Source organism: Acerihabitans arboris (genome assembly GCF_010131535.1).
Lineage (GTDB): Bacteria > Pseudomonadota > Gammaproteobacteria > Enterobacterales > Enterobacteriaceae > Acerihabitans > Acerihabitans arboris.
Genome location: NZ_WUBS01000029.1, coordinates 1 through 18,246 on the forward strand (window position 1 = coordinate 1; position 18,246 = coordinate 18,246).

The 18,246-nt window shown below is 52.1% G+C and carries 17 protein-coding genes and 1 pseudogene; 8 read left to right on the forward strand and 10 right to left on the reverse strand.

What is annotated here, in order from left to right:
* Positions 1 to 251: 251 nt before the first annotated feature.
* Genes GRH90_RS25160 through GRH90_RS25175 form a run of 4 tightly spaced genes read right to left on the reverse strand, consistent with a single transcriptional unit; the run spans position 252 to position 4,118 of the window.
* Positions 252 to 569, reverse strand: a complete 318-nt coding sequence (locus GRH90_RS25160) for a PTS sugar transporter subunit IIB (protein WP_162368720.1) — start codon at positions 567 to 569, stop codon at positions 252 to 254.
* Between the two features lie 27 nt (positions 570 to 596).
* Entirely contained in the window at positions 597 to 1,316 is a 720-nt protein-coding gene (locus GRH90_RS25165; protein WP_162368721.1) for a GntR family transcriptional regulator, read from the reverse strand.
* A gap of 50 nt (positions 1,317 to 1,366) precedes the next feature.
* Positions 1,367 to 2,686 carry a PTS sugar transporter subunit IIC gene (locus tag GRH90_RS25170; RefSeq protein WP_162368722.1) on the reverse strand — a complete coding sequence of 440 codons (1,320 nt, stop codon included), beginning with the start codon at positions 2,684 to 2,686 and terminating at the stop codon, positions 1,367 to 1,369.
* 52 nt (positions 2,687 to 2,738) lie between these two features.
* Positions 2,739 to 4,118: a glycoside hydrolase family 1 protein gene (locus GRH90_RS25175; RefSeq protein WP_162368723.1), complete on the reverse strand. Its 1,380-nt coding sequence runs from the start codon at positions 4,116 to 4,118 to the stop codon at positions 2,739 to 2,741.
* A 396-nt stretch (positions 4,119 to 4,514) separates the two neighbouring features.
* On the opposite strand from GRH90_RS25175, the gene GRH90_RS25180 reads away from it, so the two are divergent.
* The 8 genes from GRH90_RS25180 (at position 4,515) to GRH90_RS25215 (ending at position 15,147) form a co-directional block, all read left to right on the forward strand.
* Positions 4,515 to 4,769: a hypothetical protein gene (locus GRH90_RS25180; RefSeq protein WP_162368724.1), complete on the forward strand. Its 255-nt coding sequence runs from the start codon at positions 4,515 to 4,517 to the stop codon at positions 4,767 to 4,769.
* 18 nt (positions 4,770 to 4,787) lie between these two features.
* Complete coding sequence (locus GRH90_RS25185) at positions 4,788 to 7,133, forward strand: helix-turn-helix transcriptional regulator (protein WP_162368725.1); 2,346 nt, start codon at positions 4,788 to 4,790, stop codon at positions 7,131 to 7,133.
* A 284-nt stretch (positions 7,134 to 7,417) separates the two neighbouring features.
* Entirely contained in the window at positions 7,418 to 8,437 is a 1,020-nt protein-coding gene (locus tag GRH90_RS25190) for an ABC transporter permease (protein ID WP_162368726.1), read from the forward strand.
* Between the two features lie 4 nt (positions 8,438 to 8,441).
* Positions 8,442 to 9,362, forward strand: coding sequence for an ABC transporter permease (locus GRH90_RS25195; protein WP_162368727.1), 921 nt, complete (start codon positions 8,442 to 8,444; stop codon positions 9,360 to 9,362).
* 2 nt (positions 9,363 to 9,364) lie between these two features.
* Positions 9,365 to 11,074 (forward strand): dipeptide ABC transporter ATP-binding protein, encoded by a 1,710-nt coding sequence (locus GRH90_RS25200; protein WP_218586289.1) that lies wholly within the window; start codon positions 9,365 to 9,367, stop codon positions 11,072 to 11,074.
* 9 nt (positions 11,075 to 11,083) lie between these two features.
* On the forward strand, positions 11,084 to 12,637 hold the full coding sequence (locus tag GRH90_RS25205) for a hydantoinase/oxoprolinase N-terminal domain-containing protein (RefSeq protein ID WP_162368728.1): 1,554 nt from the start codon (positions 11,084 to 11,086) through the stop codon (positions 12,635 to 12,637).
* Between the two features lie 2 nt (positions 12,638 to 12,639).
* The gene (locus GRH90_RS25210) at positions 12,640 to 13,731 is read left to right on the forward strand and encodes an S-methyl thiohydantoin desulfurase family protein (protein WP_162368729.1); all 1,092 of its coding nucleotides are present in this window, start codon (positions 12,640 to 12,642) and stop codon (positions 13,729 to 13,731) included.
* 27 nt (positions 13,732 to 13,758) lie between these two features.
* Positions 13,759 to 15,147: an ABC transporter substrate-binding protein gene (locus GRH90_RS25215; protein WP_218586290.1), complete on the forward strand. Its 1,389-nt coding sequence runs from the start codon at positions 13,759 to 13,761 to the stop codon at positions 15,145 to 15,147.
* On the opposite strand, the gene GRH90_RS25220 is transcribed toward GRH90_RS25215, so the two are convergent.
* The 6 genes and pseudogenes from GRH90_RS25220 to umuD form a co-directional block, all read right to left on the reverse strand.
* Complete coding sequence (locus GRH90_RS25220) at positions 15,039 to 15,329, reverse strand: HlyD family secretion protein (protein ID WP_162368730.1); 291 nt, start codon at positions 15,327 to 15,329, stop codon at positions 15,039 to 15,041. The two genes, GRH90_RS25215 and GRH90_RS25220, sit on opposite strands and share 109 nt — an antisense overlap.
* Positions 15,329 to 15,982 (reverse strand): ABC transporter ATP-binding protein, encoded by a 654-nt coding sequence (locus GRH90_RS25225; protein ID WP_162368731.1) that lies wholly within the window; start codon positions 15,980 to 15,982, stop codon positions 15,329 to 15,331. The genes GRH90_RS25220 and GRH90_RS25225 overlap by 1 nt, the downstream gene beginning before the upstream one ends.
* A 15-nt stretch (positions 15,983 to 15,997) precedes the next feature.
* Positions 15,998 to 16,882: a hypothetical protein gene (locus GRH90_RS25230; protein ID WP_162368732.1), complete on the reverse strand. Its 885-nt coding sequence runs from the start codon at positions 16,880 to 16,882 to the stop codon at positions 15,998 to 16,000.
* 74 nt (positions 16,883 to 16,956) lie between these two features.
* Entirely contained in the window at positions 16,957 to 17,427 is a 471-nt protein-coding gene (locus GRH90_RS25235; protein ID WP_162368733.1) for a hypothetical protein, read from the reverse strand.
* Positions 17,428 to 17,694: 267 nt separating this feature from the next.
* Positions 17,695 to 17,816: pseudogene (locus tag GRH90_RS26420) on the reverse strand (Y-family DNA polymerase); the annotation flags it as partial.
* A 2-nt stretch (positions 17,817 to 17,818) separates the two neighbouring features.
* Positions 17,819 to 18,154, reverse strand: a complete 336-nt coding sequence (umuD, locus tag GRH90_RS25245; protein ID WP_162368734.1) for a translesion error-prone DNA polymerase V autoproteolytic subunit — start codon at positions 18,152 to 18,154, stop codon at positions 17,819 to 17,821.
* Positions 18,155 to 18,246 lie beyond the last annotated feature (92 nt).

Below are 18,246 nucleotides of genomic sequence, written 5' to 3' on the forward strand. Positions count from 1 at the left end.
CGCAAGGCAGGAATGTTATCGGCAAAGAGTGCGTCAGATGACGCGATAATGAGCGGACGTTAAAACGATAAACAGTGGACAACGGAAACGTTGAAAAGGGGCCACCGCTTCACGATGTTGACATAGGCTATAGGCACCCCCCCTGTGCAAGCATGACAAGCCCCTTTGGTCAGTGTTTCTAACTTGGTCGAGCCATGCCCAAAAAGATGAGGTTATAGGTTATCCGCAAGAATTTGCACCATATCCCCGGTCTATGGCATGAGTCCCAGAGCAAAATCCAATACCTTTGAACCGTTCATAGTACCGTAATCGACCATGGGAATAACTTCCACAGGTATTTTTTTATCTGATACTCTCTCCGAAAATTGTTGCTTCATATACTTAACCTGAGGGCCCAACAAAATTACATCTATTTGCCTGTTTGCGATCTCTTCCTCAAAAGAAACGGACGAAATGGCAAAAATATCTATATCGACACCTCTTTCCTCAGCATTTTTTTTCATTTTTGAAACCAACATACTGGTACTCATACCCGCATTACAAACCAACATAACAGTTCTCTGTGACATAGCGTATTTCTCCTCAGGTATCAGCTGTTAAACGTTATTTACAACAATTATTCCCCCATGATCATAACGGTAACGACAATGTGCATACTCCAATGGCGTACCGTCGTCCAAATAAATGATCTGCTCTACCTCCAGTACAGGATCGTGTTCTTTACAATTCAGATAGCGTTGTTCATAATCATTAGGTTTCATGGCTCTAATGATTCGATAGGAGCCAAGAATTTTCAAGCCTAAATCCTGCTGAATATAGCTAAAAATAGATTTTTGCAAAATATCCTTAGTCAGATTTGGAATTAATTTTAACGGCATCAACGTATAATCTAAAGAAACAGGTTCTGCGTTTACAAAACGTAATCTTATCAGGTCATATATTGGCATATCGGCATCAATAAGTAAGCACGACTGTTCTTTATCGGTGGGAAATCTGATATCAAATTTAATGACTTCACTGGTCACCTTACCTATTCCTTCCCACTTTTTCGTCGCACCAAAATAGTCAGTAACCGGTGAATCCCATTGTGATAATTGCAAAAAATTCTTACGAACAAATGTCCCTTGGCCCTGCCTTGTATATAACGTCCCTTCGATGATCAGTTGTTGAATCGCTCTTTGAATCGTCATACGACTGGTATGAAACTCGTCTGCCAGTTTAAATTGATCTGGCAAGGGCTCTCCGTGCTGATATTGCTGTGATATAATTCTTTTTTTAATTTCTTGAGCTATTGCCATATATTTAGATTGAGACATACTCAGCATTCCTGTTGATTAATCATGCGATTTTTACTGATCGCTTACGATTAATTATCTTGGTTGGTTTTCATTGCTACCTTTTCACTGATTTTCATGAAAGGCAAGTAGAAAAAAACGCCAAAAATGATAATGATCAATTGAACAACTACAGCCCGCCAATCACCCGCGGTAGCGAGGTAGGCACTGATGACCGGCGGTGTTGTCCAAGGCACCATAACGACACATCTATCCATCAATCCGAGGGTGGTACAGAAATAAGCAAACAAAATACCGATCGCCGGTAACAGAACAAAGGGTATCATCATGGGAATATTAAAAACAATGGGAAACCCAAAAATGACAGGTTCATTAATATTAAATAACCCTGGTGATAGCGCTAATCGTGCGACCTGTTTTTCTGATTTTTGTTTAGCAAAAATAAAAATAGCAATAAGCAATGATATGGTGCTACCTGTACCACCTATCATACCAAAAGTGGGCACAAAGATGTTATTAATGATATGAGGAATTGGTGTACCATTGGCAAATGCCAACATATTTTCATTCGTATTAATCAATAAAAAAGGTTCTAAAATAACACCATTAATAACCGATTGATGGATGCCAAGGGTAAAAAGAAAGTTGCCAAAACTGTATATGAACACAGTCCCTGGCAAACTGGTATTAATTTGTCTCAAGGGTTGCTGAATGAGGGTGGAGATTAAGTTAATCAGGTCAGTATGCAGCAAATTATGCAATGCGGCCGCAATTATCGCAAAAAAAGATAAGGTTAAAATAGTCGGTATAAGCACGGAAAATGACTGGCCGACGGCCGGGGGTACATTTTCACCTAAATTGACATTAAATTTTCTCACAGCAGATAATTTAATAAATAAGGATGTCGAAAGCAACCCAATAATTATTCCCGCAAAAATACCTGTCGTGCCAACATTAGAATAGGTTAGCATTTTTGTAATAATAACTGACTGGGTCGAACCTACTGGGATTACACTGATATCAAGCGGCATCATGATAATTAAACTTGAGATGAAAATAAGCACCGAGGCAATAGGATTTCTGAAACCTTTATTTCTACACAAATAATATGCGATCATAGGGGTTATTAATAATCCGGCGATATTTAATGTTCCATTAATAATAAACTCGCCCCATACTTTAAAGGTAACAAGTGTATCCCCTGACAGAAGATAGGGGAAAATCACGTTATTGACCAATACTGCCAGTCCCGCCAAGATAAAAAGTGGCATGATTGCCGCAAAGGCATCCCGCAGGGACCGTAAGTATATCTGATTGCCTATTCGTACAGAAAAGTTGGTAAATTTATCGATGAAAGATTGCGCGATCGGACTCGTATTTATGTTAAACATAATACATCCCCTTTTCTATTCATTCCATCAAAATGATGTGTTTCTCTGTGCGTTACTCCAAACAGCTGCCGTTGCTATGCAGGACTCTTTTTAACCAATGATAGCTTTTTTTGGGAATTCTTCTTAGATCCTTCAAATCATGGTTTTCACGGTTTATGTATACCACGCCGTAACGTTTACGCATATCACCCTGAGAACTCAATATATCTATTAATCCCCAACCTAGATATCCTAACACTGCGGCACCGTCAATAAATATAGCGTCTTTCATCGCCTGGATATGATCTCGATGATAACCTATGCGGTAATCATCCTGAATTTCATTTACACCGTCCCAGTTCTCAATTACCCCTATCCCGTTTTCGATGGGGAAAACCGGTAAGCCATGACGATTATACATACTGGTAATAACAGTCCTGAAACCAATGGGATCAATCTGCCAGTTCCATTCTGTCGCCTTCAAATAAGGGTTATCCTGGCTGCCATACTCCATATAATAATTAACCGGCGTGTTCTTTGGAACCTTGTCGCTATTAATCGTTTTGCTTGCATAATAGCTGAATGACAAAAAGTCATTTTGCAGTTGGCTAAGCTCTTGTAAATCATCCGCGCGGAACACACTCAAAAGATTATTTTTTTCCATGTAGGACAATACTTCAGTACTATAACGCCCGGTGGTAAAAGCTTTTAACAGATTTTGATTATAAAACTCATCAATCTGATTAGCGAATAGCACATCCTGAGGTTTACATGTGGCTGGATATACCAGCTGATATGCAAGCATGCCCCCCATTAGTGCCGACTTCTGCATATCATGTAAATAGTGGGTCAATTGGGCATGGGCAAGCATGACGTGATGCTGGATATAGTACAATTCCCGTACAGTCTTTTCGCCCGTCAGATAACCGGATATTTTAAATGCCTCGGGAATATGATAGAGATTCTGCTCATTAAAGGTGATCCAGTATTTAACTTTGCCACCAAAGCAATCTACCATTTTTTTACCATAGCGCACGAATGCGTCCATTACGCTGCGGTGGACGAATCCATTATATTTTTCAGCTAATGTCAAAGGCATATCAAAATGATATAAGCAAATCATCGGTTCGATATTGCGGGCAATCAAGGCATCGATAAATTTGTGATAAAAATCAATACCTTCATCGTTAAAATCGCCGTCTCCGGTTGGACATACCCGACTCCATGCTATTTGAAAGCGATAACAGTTCATGCCGAGATCATGCATCAAATCGAAGTCTTCCTCATATCTGTTATATGAGTCAGTAGCGACCTTCCAGTCTGAAGCAGATTCATTAGCCTCACGGATATCGTAGACGGATAACCCTTTGCCGCCTTTATTCCATGCACCTTCCGTCTGCATGCTGGAGACGGAATTGCCCCATAAGAAGTCTGCGGATAACTCGTTTTGCATGATGCTTTCCTTTTACTCACTTGTACCTACTGACAAAATTCGATCGGCCCATTTATGTTGTCACCCACGTTTATTGCATATAACTTTCTAATAATTTACTCAATCTCATGTAAAGTCATATATTATATAAATGATAAGTCAAATGATAACATTTGATAAGTCATACTCTATAAGAAGCAAAAGCATCATCATGTGATGTTTATCGCAAATATCGATTTGTAGATTCAGGGCCGTTGCGTTTTATCGTCGAATGATTTGGCCCTAACCATTCGTTCCGGCCGGCAGTCATAGCGCACGATGTCCCTGTAGACATACCGCACAGAACTTATCGCGCCAAAACGTTAATCAGACGTGATGTCCACTTGGGTACCAAACGCGGCTACGGCTGTTTGATTAATGTCCAGGCTGGCAGTTGCCATGGGGTCACCGGTAATCAAGAGAACGGTTCTTTCCGCGGCGGATGCCTGGAACATAGTCCGGTTAATCGTCTCTCGTGCGAAAAAGGACTTATCCATCAGTGCGGTTAATCACCATGCGCAAAGCTCATTGTTTCAGCGCCAAATTCCGGCCGTGATCAAGGCCGGTGAAGCCGGCATAGCGGTTGCCAAAGACATTATTCTGAGTTATCAATTAGATTACCGTCTTTTTTAATGCCCCTGGAAACTTGATATGTGGCAACGTCCGGCACTGATCCACTACCTCAGCACACTCTCCTCGCCTATCGTAGCTTTGATGGGTGTGGCGGGTATGGGTAAGAGCGTGGTATTACGGCAGTTGGCGGAATGTTGTCACAGTGTGGTAGCTGAACACTTGCCTGATCCTGCGGTGTTCCCGCCGGGCCAGGATTTGTTCTGGGACCCTGGCAGTTCCTCACTTAAACAGCAGTATCAGGATGCGATCCGCCTGCTGCCACAGCTCAAAGCGCGTCAGCAACGCTTGTTTCTGACGGTCGACTGGCAGGTGCGACATGAATGGCTGGTGGAGGGACTGGTGTACCGGGATATCAGCGTGGTGGAGCAATCACGTCTGTTGTTTTCACTGGATGAAATCATGGCGCTGGGCATTGAACACCCCGAGCGCTGTCTGGCGGATACCGGCGGCTGGCCGGTACTGGTGGCTAACTATGACCGTCTCTCGCAACCGCAGTTTCGCCGCAGTTGGCAGGATTTTATTGCCGCACGCATTATTAATGTCCTGCCGCTGCGCCTGCAGCGCATCTTGCTGGCACTGGCGTTATCCCCTGCGCTGACTATGCAAAAGCACAACCTGGACGGACTGGTGATAGGCAGCCTGGTACCGTTGATCTATTGCGATAATGAAAACCGCCTTCATCTGGGCAACGCGCCGCTACGGCAGGCGTTGGTGGCGCTGGCGGGGGAAGAACGTTCTTTGTATCAGGGCGCGATGCGGCTGGTGGCGCAGGATTTATGGCAGCAGCAGAGTCGTTTTCAGGCCATTGTCACCGCCGCGCAGTCAAATAATGTCGATCTCGCGCTGAGTTGGTTTCACCAGAGCGGCAGCGGTTTGTATGGCCATTTGCATGGGTTCGGTGAACTGAAGAGCATTTTACACAGCTTCCCGGCAGCCAGCGTTGCGCAGGAAACCTCGTTGGCGTGGGCGCGTCTGGAAGAACTATTGAAAGCCGGCGATTTGGTTGCCGCCCGCGCCTTTTGTGACAACAGCGTGCTGTTTCACCTGAGCAATCTCAGTAGCCGGCAAAAAGCGTTGATACGCCTGATGCAACTGACGCTGGCGTCTTACCAGTCTGAACGCTATACCGATGCCAAGCTTGATGATATGCGAGCCCTCGCGCCGCAGTTGGCGGATGAGCCGCTGGCCTATGCGTCCTTGCATAACAAATTGTGTCTCGCGCATATGACGCGCGGTGAGTGGCAGCAGGCCACCGTGTGCTGCACGGTAAGTCTGGAGTGGTATCGTCGGATGTCGGCCGATTACCTGTGTTTCTTCGCGCATTTTCACCTGTGCCGTCTAGCCTGCCATCAGGGATTTTTGGATCAGGCGCGCCAACACATTGCGCTGGCGGAAACCTGTTTGCAGCGGGTGCCGTTTCGTCAGTCGCTGACCTGCGAACGGGCATTTATCGCTATGGGAAAAAGCTGGCTGGCGCTCTACGGCGGTGATACCGACGAGGCCAGTGTTCAATGGCGGCAGGTTCGGCTGGCGATGGACGGGCTGGAGTGCTGGCCGGAACTGATGGCGGAATTCGGCTGGCTCAGCGTGCTGGTGTGTTACCTAAAGGAGGGTTTGCCTGCCGCGTGGACGATATTACAGGATTTGCGCACCCGTTATGCCGTTAGCTTCCCGGCGGCGGATGAAACCCTGTTCGTGCTTTATGGTGCCTTTTTACAGCAGGAAGCCGGGTACTGGCGCGATGCGCAAACTCGCCTGTCAACGGCGAGCCTTCCCGCGCATACGCCGCTGGTTTTACGCATGAGCCAGTGGCTGACGCTGCGCGGCGATGTGGCGTTGCTGGCGCAACGTCACCACTCCCGCGGCATGAAGTCCCCTGAATTTGCCGATGAATACCGGCTGACCGCGGCGGAAAAACAGCTGCAACGGTTAGTGCAGGCGCGCTATTACGCCATCAGCAAGCAACCCGACAAACTACGGGAATGCTGGCTGATGGCGGTAAACGCAGCGCAGCATACTGGTCCTGGCCTGCCGTTCCTGCTGGAACGCGGCGCGGTGGCTGAGGTGTGGAGCCGGCTGATTGACGATCCCCTCAGGACGGTACCGGGTGCGGGAATCGTGCGGTGGCTGCAGGGTAAAATGCCGGCAAATCCGAGCGAAAAGTCTTCAATGCCGACAGGATTGACGCCCAGGCAGTGGTTAATCTTACAGCGGCTCACCGAAGGCTTGTCCAACAAACAAATCGCCAATCTTAGCGGCATCAGTGAGAATACCGTTAAATTCCATCTTAAAGCGCTGTTCAAATATTTCTCGGTGAATAAACGTAGCCAGCTGATTCAGGTGGTACAGCAACTGAGCAACTGAGCATTAAAGCGGTGGCTTCACCTACCCGTTTTTATAAAAAGCCACCCAATGCTACCCCGTCGATGTTAGCAACAGTGTTTGCCACACTAAAGGACGATTCTTTTAGTCTGAATAGCATTTGCGCATTCTTTTGGCAGGTCTTGATGAAAAAGCACCCGTATTGCGCGCATAACACTCTACCCAAATTTTAATCAAAACTACCCATCCCGAGGATTGTTTCATCCTGCCGTTTGCTTGTTAATTGAATCAATTGAATATCAACGGCGGTTAATCCAGGGAGCGACATGAAAGAGTTGGGCTATCTAAGTCAGCGTCTTGGGCGGTTACTGATCATTTTGTTCGGCCTGTCCGCAATCATCTTTTGTGTAGCGCGACTGGTGCCCGGCGACCCGGCCCGCATTGCTCTCGGACCGTTGGCCAGCGAACAACAAATCAGCGATCTGCGCGCCAAAATGGGGCTGGATAAACCAGCGCCCGAGCAGTATGTCCGCTATATCGGTGGCGTGCTGCACGGCGATTTTGGCGAATCGCTGATTACCGGTCGTAGCGTTGCGCTGGACATCCTCCAAGCGTTGCCGGCTACGCTGGAGTTGGTGCTGTTCACGCTGGTATTGATGATGATGGTTGCCATTCCTCTCGGTGTACTCGCCGCCTGGCAACAAAACGGCTGGTTTGATCAGGTATCCCGCGTGCTGTCACTGCTGGGTGTGGTAACCCCGGCTTTCCTGCTGGCGCTGGTCCTGCAATTGCTGGCCAGCCTGAACTGGTTTGCCCTGCCGGTGACCGAACGCCTGGGCAACGGTATGAATTTTACAGCTCATGTCACCGGATTGCTGCTGCCGGACAGCCTGATAGCCGGACGCGGAGACGTGTTCAGCGATGCGTTTAGACACCTGCTGCTACCAGGTATTGCGCTGGCAGCCGCCGGTATCGGCCAGGTGATGCGCATTACCCGTTCGAGCATGATCGAATTCAGCCATCGTGATCACGTCGAAACGCTGCGCGCCTGCGGAGTATCGAAAAGCAAAATCTATTGCAAATACCTGCTGCGCCTTAGCGCCTCCGCGCCATTGACCATTTTGGGCCTGGAATTCGCCTCGCTGATGGGCAACGCTTTTATCGTCGAAATGGTTTTTTCCTGGCCGGGCATGGCCAGCTACGGTATCCGCGCCATTTTAAGCAAGGATTTTAATGCGGTGATGGGCGTGGTGCTGGTGTCCGGGGTGTTTTTTATTGTCGCCAACCTGTTGATTGACTTTGTGGTGAGCCTGGTCGACCCACGTCTGAAATATAAGGGTATTTAACGCCATGGCTGATTCGCCTCATTCGTCGTCCACGCTGCCCAATGGCCTGCAGGAATTTTTGCCGCTCAGCGGCATCGGTGGTCCCGACCGCTATGGCCGGGCATGGTTTCGCTTCAGCCGCAACCCGGTCGCAGTGCTGGGCCTGGTGATGATCGTGCTGGTGGTGTTTGCCGCGCTGGCCGCGCCCTGGCTGGCGCCCTACCCGCAGCATGTCGGCAGTTACGTGAATTTCCTGCAACGGCATAACCCCCCCTCCATGGCACACTGGATGGGCACCGACAACGTCGGCCGCGATATCTTCACCCGGGTGATTTACGGCTATCGCGTGGCGCTGCTGCTGGTGGTCGGGGTGCTGGGCATTTCCGTGCCCATCGGTGTGGCGTTGGGCATTCTGGCGGCCTATTTCGGTGGTCTGACCGAAAAAATCATCATGAATCTCAACGACATGCTACTGGCAGTCCCACCGCTGGTGCTGGCGCTGGCCATCGCCGCCGTGCTGGAACCGACCCTTTACAACGCCATGCTGGCCATTTCATTTTTGTGGTGGAACTGGCACTGCCGTCTGGTGTATCGCCTGGCGAAAAGCATTGTGACGGAAGATTACATTGAGGCCGCGAAACTCTCGGGCGCCAGCCACTGGCACATTATCAGCCGGGAAATTTTACCCAACTGTATCGCGGCCATTACGGTGAAGACCACGCTGGATGCCGGCTTTGTCATCCTGTTTGGCGCCACGCTGAGTTTTCTCGGACTGGGTGTGCAACCGCCAACGCCGGATCTCGGCACTATGGTGTCGGCCGGGGCCAACTACCTGCCGGAATATTGGTGGGAATCGATGTTGCCGGGGCTGGCAATCCTGTTCGCCATTTTGGGTTTTAATTTGCTGGGCGACGGCCTGCGCGACTTCTTCGATGTGGAGGCATAACCATGACGATGTCCAATATTTTACTGGAAATTGATCGCCTGAACCTGAGCTTTCACCGTTATGGCCGGCAATATCAGATATTACATGATGTCTCACTGACGCTGGCCCCCGGTGAACGGGTCGCGCTAATTGGCGAGTCCGGCTCGGGTAAAACGGTCACCGGCAAGGCGCTGATTGGCGCGCTGCCGGCGGCGGCGCACATCACTTCCGGCGATATCCGCCTGGAGGGAAAATCCGTGCTGACGCTTCCCGCCGCAGCGCGTGAAGCGTTGAAGGGCAGCAAAATGTCGATGATCCAGCAAGATCCGCTGACGTCCTTCAATCCGGTGTTTCGTATCGGTACGCATCTTGAGGATGTGATGCGTTTTGTGGTACGCCAACAGCAGATCCGCATGAGTCAGGCACAGCGGCGGGAACATATTTATGCCGTGCTGCGTAAAGTCCGGTTGACGGACCCACAGCGGATCTTCCGGGCCTATCCGTGGCAACTTTCCGGCGGCATGCGCCAGCGGGTGCTGATCGCCATGGCGTTACTGCATCCGACCCGCATTTTAATTGCCGATGAACCCGGCACGGCGCTGGATGTCACCACCCAGGCTGAAATCAATTCGCTGATTAACCGCCTGGTGGAAGAAGAACAGCTGTCCTTATTGCTGATCACGCACAATCTCGGCGTAGTGCGCCAGTGCGCCGACCGGGTTTACGTCATGCAGCAGGGGCGCATCGTCGAGCAAACCACCGCGGCGGCATTGTGTTCACGGCCCAGTCACCCATACACCCAGCGCTTATTCCGCGCGGTGCCAAGACTGTATGGCGATAAGGCGAAAGCGCCGATATTGCCGACCGGCGAGGACTGTATCGCTATCGACCACGCCGTCAAACGTTTCGGCCCCGAGACGCGCTGGCTGCGGAAACCGACCGCGCCGGTCCTGGCGCTCAATAACGTGTCGCTGCGCATCCAGCGTGGCGATATCTTCGGGCTAGCCGGCGAATCCGGTTCCGGCAAAACCACGCTGGCTCGCGCTTTGATGGGACTATTGCCGCTGTCGGAAGGCACCATCACGTTGGACGGCCAGCGTATCGAAACCGGCATCAAAACCGCCATTATGCGCAAGAAAATTCAGTTGGTTCACCAGAATCCGGCGATGTCGCTCAACCCGAAACGCACCGTCGGCGATGCGCTGCGCGTGCCCCTGAAATACATCGCCGGCTATCGGGGCGATTTAACCGAGCGGGTACGTCAGTTGCTTATACAGGTCGAACTGCCGATGGAATATGCCGACATGTATCCCAACAGCCTGTCCGGCGGCCAGAAACAACGAGTGGCCATCGCCCGTGCGCTGGCGGCTGAACCGGAAATCCTGGTGCTTGATGAGCCGACCTCGGCGCTGGATGTCTCAGTGCAGTCCAGTGTGATTACGCTACTTGAACGCCTACACCGCGAACTCGGCCTCACCTATTTGTTTATTTCCCACGATCTCAGCCTGATGCGCAATTTCTGTAACCGGGTAGCGGTGATGCTTAAAGGTGAACTGGTGGAAACCGGTGCCACCGATCGGATTTTCCTCGCGCCCCGGCATGCCTATACCCAGGCGCTGTTACAGGCTATCCCGGTATTAAGCGAGGAAGAGGAGCGGCAAAAACCGCTTTCCGGCCAGACCTTATCTAACCCTGAATTAACCACGCCGGCCGCGGTTTTTCATCCCCATTAAGGAGTCAGAATGCAATCCAGGTATCGTATTGGCATTGACGTCGGAGGCACCAACACCGACACCGTGATCATGAACGGACGTGGCGTGATCGCCGCCGTTAAGGTACCCACCACGGAAGACGTGACCGGCGGCGTTCGCGGCGCGCTGGAGCAGGTGCTGGCGCAATCCGGCATCGCCGGCGGGCATATTTCCGGCGTCATGATCGGCACCACCCATTTCACCAACGCCGTGATCGAACGCAAACACCTGGTGCGTACCGGCGTTATCCGCATCGGGCTGCCCGCTACCGCCAGCATTCCGCCGATGGCCGACTGGCCGGAAGACCTTAAATCGTTGATCGGCGATGCCTGTTATCTGATCAAGGGTGGTTATGAGTTTGACGGGCGTGAAATCAACCCCCTTGACGAAAATGCGGTGATCCGCATTGCGGCTGAACTGCGCGACAAAGGCATTATATCCGCGGTGGTGAATTCGGTATTCAGCCCGGTGAATGACAGCATGGAGCGCCGGGCCGGTGAATTGCTGCAACAGCATTATCCGCAGTGTGATGTGGTGCTGGCGTCGGAGGTGGGACGCGTTGGCCTGCTGGAGCGGGAAAACGCCGCCATCCTCAACGCCAGCCTGCGGCCGCTAAGCACCAAAACCGTTAACGCCTTTGCGCTGGCGCTGCGGGAGTGCCGTCTCGGCTGTCCGTTCTTTATCACCCAGAACGACGGCACCCTGATGAACGCCGATTTTGTCCGTCGTTTCCCCGTGCTGACCTTTGCCAGCGGCCCCACCAACTCTATGCGCGGCGCGGCCTTTTTATCCGGGTTTCAGGATGCGATTGTCGTGGATGTCGGCGGCACCACCACCGACGTCGGCCTGCTGCAAAAAGGCTTCCCGCGTCAGTCCGCCACCACGGTCAATATCGGCGGCGTGCGCACCAATTTCCGCATGCCGGACATGTTGAGCGTGGGTCTAGGCGGCGGCAGCCTGGTTCGCCAAAACGAAAATGGCGTAAGCGTCGGGCCGGACAGCGTGGGGTATCGCATCAGCCAAGACGCCAAAGTGTTTGGCGGCGCCCGGTTGACCGCCAGTGATATTGCCGTGGCGCTCGGACGTGCCCATTTCGGCGCCCCGCAGGCCGTAGCGGCGCTGACCGGGGAATTTCTGCAGCAGGCGGCGCAGGTGATGGACCGGATTGTGCAGGATTGCGTGGAGAAAACGCGCCTTTCCTCGGTGCCATTGCCGGTGATCGTGGTGGGCGGCGGCAGCGTGCTGCTTGGGCCGACCATCGGCGGATTGGACGCGGTACGTCCCGATCACTACTCGGTGGCCAACGCCGTGGGGGCGGCTATCGCGCAGGTCAGCGGTGAAGTCGACAAAATCTACAGCCTCGAACATCTTACCCGCGAGCAGGCGATTGCCGAAGCGCAGGCGGTAGCGACCGCACGCGCCATTGATGCGGGCGCGCGCGCGGATAGCATCAAACTGATTGATAAAGAAGATGTTCCCCTGGCGTATTTGCCCGGAAATGCCACTCGGATCCGTTTAAAAGTCGTCGGTGATTTGGAGCTATAACCATGAAACGTTTAACCCTCAGGGATATTGAAGCGATTGAAGTCGGCGCGGCGATTTTGGGTACCGGCGGAGGCGGAAACCCGTATTACGGCAAATTGCAGCTGTTCGAACAAATGAAAAAAGGCGGTGTGGTGGATGTCATTTCACTCGACGAGCTGGATGACGATGCCTGGGTGGTGTCACTCGGCGGCATCGGCGCACCGGCGGTATCGGTGGAAAAAATCTACCAGGGCGAAGAGCTGTGTCGCGCGGTGCAGGCGCTGGAGCGGGAAACCGGCCGCAAAGTGGATGCATTGATCTCCTCGGAAATTGGCGGCGCCAACAGTATGAAACCGATGCTGACCGCCTCGCAGCTCGGCCTGCCGATCGTCGACGGCGACGGTATGGGGCGGGCCTTTCCGGAAATGCAGATGACCACGTTCAGTATTTATGGCCACCAAAGTGCGCCGTCGGCAATGTCTGATTCCCACGGTAATACCGTGGTGTTTACCCATCTGATCGGCGAGATCTGGCTGGAGCGTCTGGCCCGTGCCTGCGTGGTGCAGATGGGCGGCACGGCCGGTATTGCCGAAGCGCCGATGGCCGGCGTTTTCGTCAAACGCTTCGCCGTGCCGGGTACCATCACCCAGGCCATGACGCTGGGTTACGCGGTGAAGGACGCCAATCGGGATAACCGCGACCCGATCGCCGAGATTTGCCGCCGTGAAAGCGGCAGCGTGCTGTTCGAAGGTAAGATTGTCGATCTGGAGCGCTTTATGGTGGCCGGGTTTACCCGCGGCAAACTGCAGGTCGAGGGGGTCAATGGATTTTCCGGCGACCACGCGACCGTGGATATTCAGAATGAAAACCTGATTTTCCGTTACAACAGTGAAGTGCGGTGCAGCGTACCGGATCTGATAGTGATCCTCGATCTCGAAACCGGCCATGCCATTACTACCGAAGTACTGCGGTATGGTCAGAAAATAAGCGTACTGGGATTGCCGTGCCATCCGCTGTTACGCACTGAAACCGCCCTCAGGGTGATCGGGCCGCAGGCTTTTGGTTATCCGGAAGTGGTGTACCGCCCCTTGGCCGAACATCCGGCCCACCCCTAATTTTTCTTGTTAACTCCAGGAGTCAGAATGAACAGACTTACCCGCGGTTACCTCGCCCTTGCCATCGGCGTGGCGCTGCTGATGCCGGCGGCTTATGCCGCGCATCCGGAAATGGCGACCATGAATTTGGTGCAGAACATCGGCACGATCGACCCGGCTAAAATGACCGATTACACCGAATACATGGCGGTAGTCAATCTTTATGATGGCCTGACCAATGTCGGCCCCAACGGTGAAATTCTTCCGCGACTGGCGGAGTCATGGGCGACCTCCGACGACGGCAAAGTGGTCACCTTTAGCTTAAAAAAGAATGCCACCTTTCAGGACGGCACGCCGGTAACGGCGAAAGATGTGGTGTGGTCGGTGAAACGGCTGTTGGCTATGAAGCTTGGCCCATCGCACTTTTTCAGCGGGACAATCACGGCGAATTCAGTCACCGCGCCGGACGCTGGCACCGTGCAATTCACCCTGATCAACCCCTCTTCGACCTTCCTGTCCACCACCCCCTTGTTGTTTGTACTCAACAGCACACTAGCGGAAAAAAACCAGGATAAAGGCGGCTGGGCGGAAAGTTATGTCAGCGACCATGCGATCGGCTCCGGCCCCTACAAACTTGCCGGCTGGCAGCGCGGCAGCAGCATGATGCTGGAGCGCTTTGCCGGTTACCAAGGCGGTTTCCCGCAGCATCCGCTGGAGAAGGTGCGTCTGCTGACCACTTCGGATGAATCCACCGTGAAAGCACTGGCGAACAAAGGCGAACTGCAGCTCACCAGCGTCTACCAGAGTGAGGAAACGCTCAGCGCCCTGGCGAAACTGCCCCGTTATCAGATACAGAATATGTCCACCGGCACCGGTTATTACCTGAAGCTCAACCATCAGCGCGCGCCAACCGACGACATCAATATTCGTAAAGCCATTGCCGCCGCCGTGGATTACGACACGATCAATACCCAACTGCACCCGGGCGATCCGGCCAGCGGCCCGCTACCCCGCGTATTCAAAGGCGCCTATCTTGATACCCTGACCCCACCGAAAATGGATCTGGCAAAAGCGACCGAATATGTCGCCAAATCCCGCTATGCCGGCCAGAAAAATATTCCGCTGGTGCTGGGTTATGTGTCTGGTACCCAATTCGAAGAAGAAGTGGCGCTGTTGCTGCAGGCATCCCTTGAAAGCATTGGGTTTAACGTCACGCTGGAGCCGGATCCCTGGAGCCGGGTAACCGAAATCGCCGGTAAACCAACCACTACCCCAAACGTGAATCAGATCTTTTTCGGCCCGACCTATCCGTCGCCGGACTCGGTATTTTATAACCAGTATTCGTCAAGGTCAGCCGGGAGCTGGGCGCTCATGCCTAGCCGGATACCCTGGTGCAGGTCCGACAGCGGTGTGTCGACAGAAACCGTTACGTCGTAATAGGCACTCTGGCCGTCAGTTGAGTTGCTTTGCATGCCGATGGCGGCGATCCGACCATACAGGGTCTGCCCTGCAAATCCGTCTCCGGTGATCTGCACCGGCATACCTTCTTGCAATTGATGCAGGTCGGTTTCTTCCACTCGCGTGAGTACCTGGATGTGGTCCAGTCCAAAGACCGTCATTAACGGCGCACCCTGCCTGACCTGCTGTCATGCGTAACCAGGACCAGAGTGGTGTTACGCTGTTGGTTCAGGGACAGCAGCAGGTCAATGATGTCGCTGGCGGTCTGGCTGTCAAGATTACCGGTAGGTTCATCGGCCAAAAGCAGGGTTGGCTCACCGACCAGAGCGCGGGCAATCGCTACGCGCTGACGTTGGCCGCCAGACAAATCCGCGGGACGGTGATGGATGCGCTCGGCCAAACCCACGTGTGCCAGTTGCGTCTGCGCGGTTTTGCGTGCCACGTGACGCGGCACGCCGCGATACAGCAGGGGCTGAGCCACATTGTCCAGGGCATCGAGCCGGGGCAGAAGATTGAAGTCCTGGAAGATGAACCCGATGATGCGGTTGCGCGCCATAGCGCGGGCATCGGGGCCGGCGCGGGACATCTCTTCTCCAGCAAGCCATATATGGCCAGTGGTGGGTTCATCCAGCAATCCGATGAGATTGAGCAGCGTACTCTTTCCCGAACCTGATGCGCCTATGATGGCGCAGCTCTGACCGGCAGGAATGGACAAGGACACATCGAGTAGAACGGGCTGTTTTGATGGACCCGTGCCGTAGGCATGGGTGATGTCACACAAGCGGATCAGGTCGGTGTCGTGTTTCTCAGACATCAGCGCCAGCCACCGCTATAGCTTGCTCATCAGCATGCTCATCATGTCCGTTTCCACAGTATTCAAGGAATTTGGGATATTCGCTGAGACACCTTGCACCACCTTGCCATTGACCATCTGAAATCCATTTTTGTATCCGGTTTCCGTAATGGAGAACACGCCATTAACTGATCGAAAATCCGGTTCTTCGGAAGGCAGTGCGATTTCGCTGGACGACTCGACGATGAAATTATTTTTCCCCTGGGATTTGTAAACGGTGAAGCTGGCATCAAAGGCCTGACCGGCATCGGTCGCTCCCTCGCCAAATTTGTTCACTACCTCTTGCAGAAACTCAAAATTTGCCCGGTGTCCGAACGAATAGCCGGGGTCCAATTCGTAGCTTAGAAAACCCGAGTCCAAGGCACTGTTCGCGAGACCTTCCCCAGCCAGAATACTTGTGGCAGTAGCGGCGTCTGTGTCGGTAAACTGAACGGTTTGTGCATGCCCGCTGAGATCGTACATTCCGCCGTTATTGACATTCCCTTCCACCCCACCAAACATACGGTAGTCACCCAGATCATGAGCCAGATCGTCAACATACTGCAAATCTATACCCTGCTGCTGGGCCTGGGCATATAGATCGGACAGCATGTCACGATCATCATTGGTGAGGAAGTTAACAGAGGACATAGCCATTGTGGTACTGGTCAACTGCGTTTGAACGGGAGGATTAGCATCCGTATCGCCAAACAGACGAGACATCAAGAGCCCGTTACCACTGATGGTAACCGACTCTGCCGTCGACAACTGCTTGTCCTGCACATCATTTATCTGTGTAGACTGCGACCGAACTGATTTTTGAGCGGCGATCGCGATATTTTGCGTCTGGGCATAGGCCGTTGAAGCGGAACTAATTTCCATGTTTTAATCCTCCCTCCTGTTTAACGAAAACCGGCAATAAGAACATCATCAGGCAGATGAGCTTTAACGCTCACTCAATAGCTATAATCCCACGTTACGCTTTCTTGACGTGAAGGCTGAAGGCTATCACCAGGATTGCCGGTAAAATCATGACGGACTTGAAGGTACGCGCCTGAGTTAAAAGTCAGAGTATTGAATTGTGTGGTAGTGCCAGACGAACCACTGGTCACAGGGATACAGAGTGCCGGTGAAGATTTATAGGGTTCGTAGTAGCACAATTGAACACTGTCGGTAAGCGCTTTAGGATATGCCGCTACCGTATAACTCAGCAGCGTCAATGTCTTAGACTTGTTCAGCGTCCCGGAGGGAAAATCAGTGGAAGCAACACGCAACGCGGCCAATGACGGTAAAGCCGTTCCGTTCGAATAAACAGTTACAATCTGCGCCGATGCTGATTTCGTGATGCTGCCCGTGGCGGCCTGTGAAGGAAAAGCAACCACAGCCGTAGCTACAAGCAAAGATAGAGAAAATAATTTCTGTTTCATACATCGTCCTCTGATAAGTATTAAACATTCTCAATCAAATATGGGAAAATCATGTTCCACATTTAATGGCTGTAAGGTGAACTAGGCCATGTCAAAATACTAACGGCGTAATTTCCGCAAACTTTAATTATCGGCTCAAGGAAAACGTACTTTGGATCAACCTGTAGATCGGAAATTGTGAGCGCACTTAGCAGTTTTTCCTGCATAACAACCCCCCGTCAATCCAAACTAAGCTGTATATAAAATAGCCCATTCCAAATAACATACAGAACGGGCGATCACATAGCCGTCGTTGTTCGATAGCACGACCACCGGCGTTCCCTTCAATCAGGCCGAAACACCGTTTCACACGACGCATAGAAGCTGTTGACGTCAACCTGGGCAAACATGGTTATTTAGTGGCCTTAAGCGTATACGTCACCACCCCGAATATTTCCAAGTCCTCTTCTGTGCCAATGACTATCATGCAATAAGCGCGATTGTACGGTATGAGTTGGGTCAGTTGACGTAGATACAGCTCTTTGACAGTGAATTCACTGTTGACTGCGGCAATCACGATGTCTCCGTGCTCCGCGGTGAGGGAGCGATCAACCACGAGAAGATCACCATCACCGATACCCGCACCGACCATGGAGTCGCCACTGACACGAATAAGATAGGTCGCACTGGGATGACGAATCATCAGTTTATTCAGGTCCCCTAGTGTCAGGATAGATGTCACCCCCATCAAAAACTCCAATGGGGCGATGGGGACGCGATATGAAGCGCATTTCACCGGAGCGAAAGGCGGCCACACTGGCTAAACTTCTTCCTCCGTAT

Coding starts and splice junctions, on each gene's coding strand:
- GRH90_RS25165 (WP_162368721.1), bottom strand. CDS start 1,316: ATGTCTCAATCTAAATATATGGCAATAGCTCAAGAAATTAAAAAAAGA.
- umuD (WP_162368734.1), bottom strand. CDS start 18,154: ATGGGGGTGACATCTATCCTGACACTAGGGGACCTGAATAAACTGATG.
- GRH90_RS25195 (WP_162368727.1), top strand. CDS start 8,442: ATGGCTGATTCGCCTCATTCGTCGTCCACGCTGCCCAATGGCCTGCAG.
- GRH90_RS25205 (WP_162368728.1), top strand. CDS start 11,084: ATGCAATCCAGGTATCGTATTGGCATTGACGTCGGAGGCACCAACACC.
- GRH90_RS25235 (WP_162368733.1), bottom strand. CDS start 17,427: ATGAAACAGAAATTATTTTCTCTATCTTTGCTTGTAGCTACGGCTGTG.
- GRH90_RS25190 (WP_162368726.1), top strand. CDS start 7,418: ATGAAAGAGTTGGGCTATCTAAGTCAGCGTCTTGGGCGGTTACTGATC.
- GRH90_RS25230 (WP_162368732.1), bottom strand. CDS start 16,882: ATGGAAATTAGTTCCGCTTCAACGGCCTATGCCCAGACGCAAAATATC.
- GRH90_RS25170 (WP_162368722.1), bottom strand. CDS start 2,686: ATGTTTAACATAAATACGAGTCCGATCGCGCAATCTTTCATCGATAAA.
- GRH90_RS25180 (WP_162368724.1), top strand. CDS start 4,515: ATGTCCAGGCTGGCAGTTGCCATGGGGTCACCGGTAATCAAGAGAACG.
- GRH90_RS25185 (WP_162368725.1), top strand. CDS start 4,788: ATGTGGCAACGTCCGGCACTGATCCACTACCTCAGCACACTCTCCTCG.
- GRH90_RS25225 (WP_162368731.1), bottom strand. CDS start 15,982: ATGTCTGAGAAACACGACACCGACCTGATCCGCTTGTGTGACATCACC.
- GRH90_RS25200 (WP_218586289.1), top strand. CDS start 9,365: ATGACGATGTCCAATATTTTACTGGAAATTGATCGCCTGAACCTGAGC.
- GRH90_RS25220 (WP_162368730.1), bottom strand. CDS start 15,329: ATGACGGTCTTTGGACTGGACCACATCCAGGTACTCACGCGAGTGGAA.
- GRH90_RS25160 (WP_162368720.1), bottom strand. CDS start 569: ATGTCACAGAGAACTGTTATGTTGGTTTGTAATGCGGGTATGAGTACC.
- GRH90_RS25210 (WP_162368729.1), top strand. CDS start 12,640: ATGAAACGTTTAACCCTCAGGGATATTGAAGCGATTGAAGTCGGCGCG.
- GRH90_RS25175 (WP_162368723.1), bottom strand. CDS start 4,118: ATGCAAAACGAGTTATCCGCAGACTTCTTATGGGGCAATTCCGTCTCC.
- GRH90_RS25215 (WP_218586290.1), top strand. CDS start 13,759: ATGAACAGACTTACCCGCGGTTACCTCGCCCTTGCCATCGGCGTGGCG.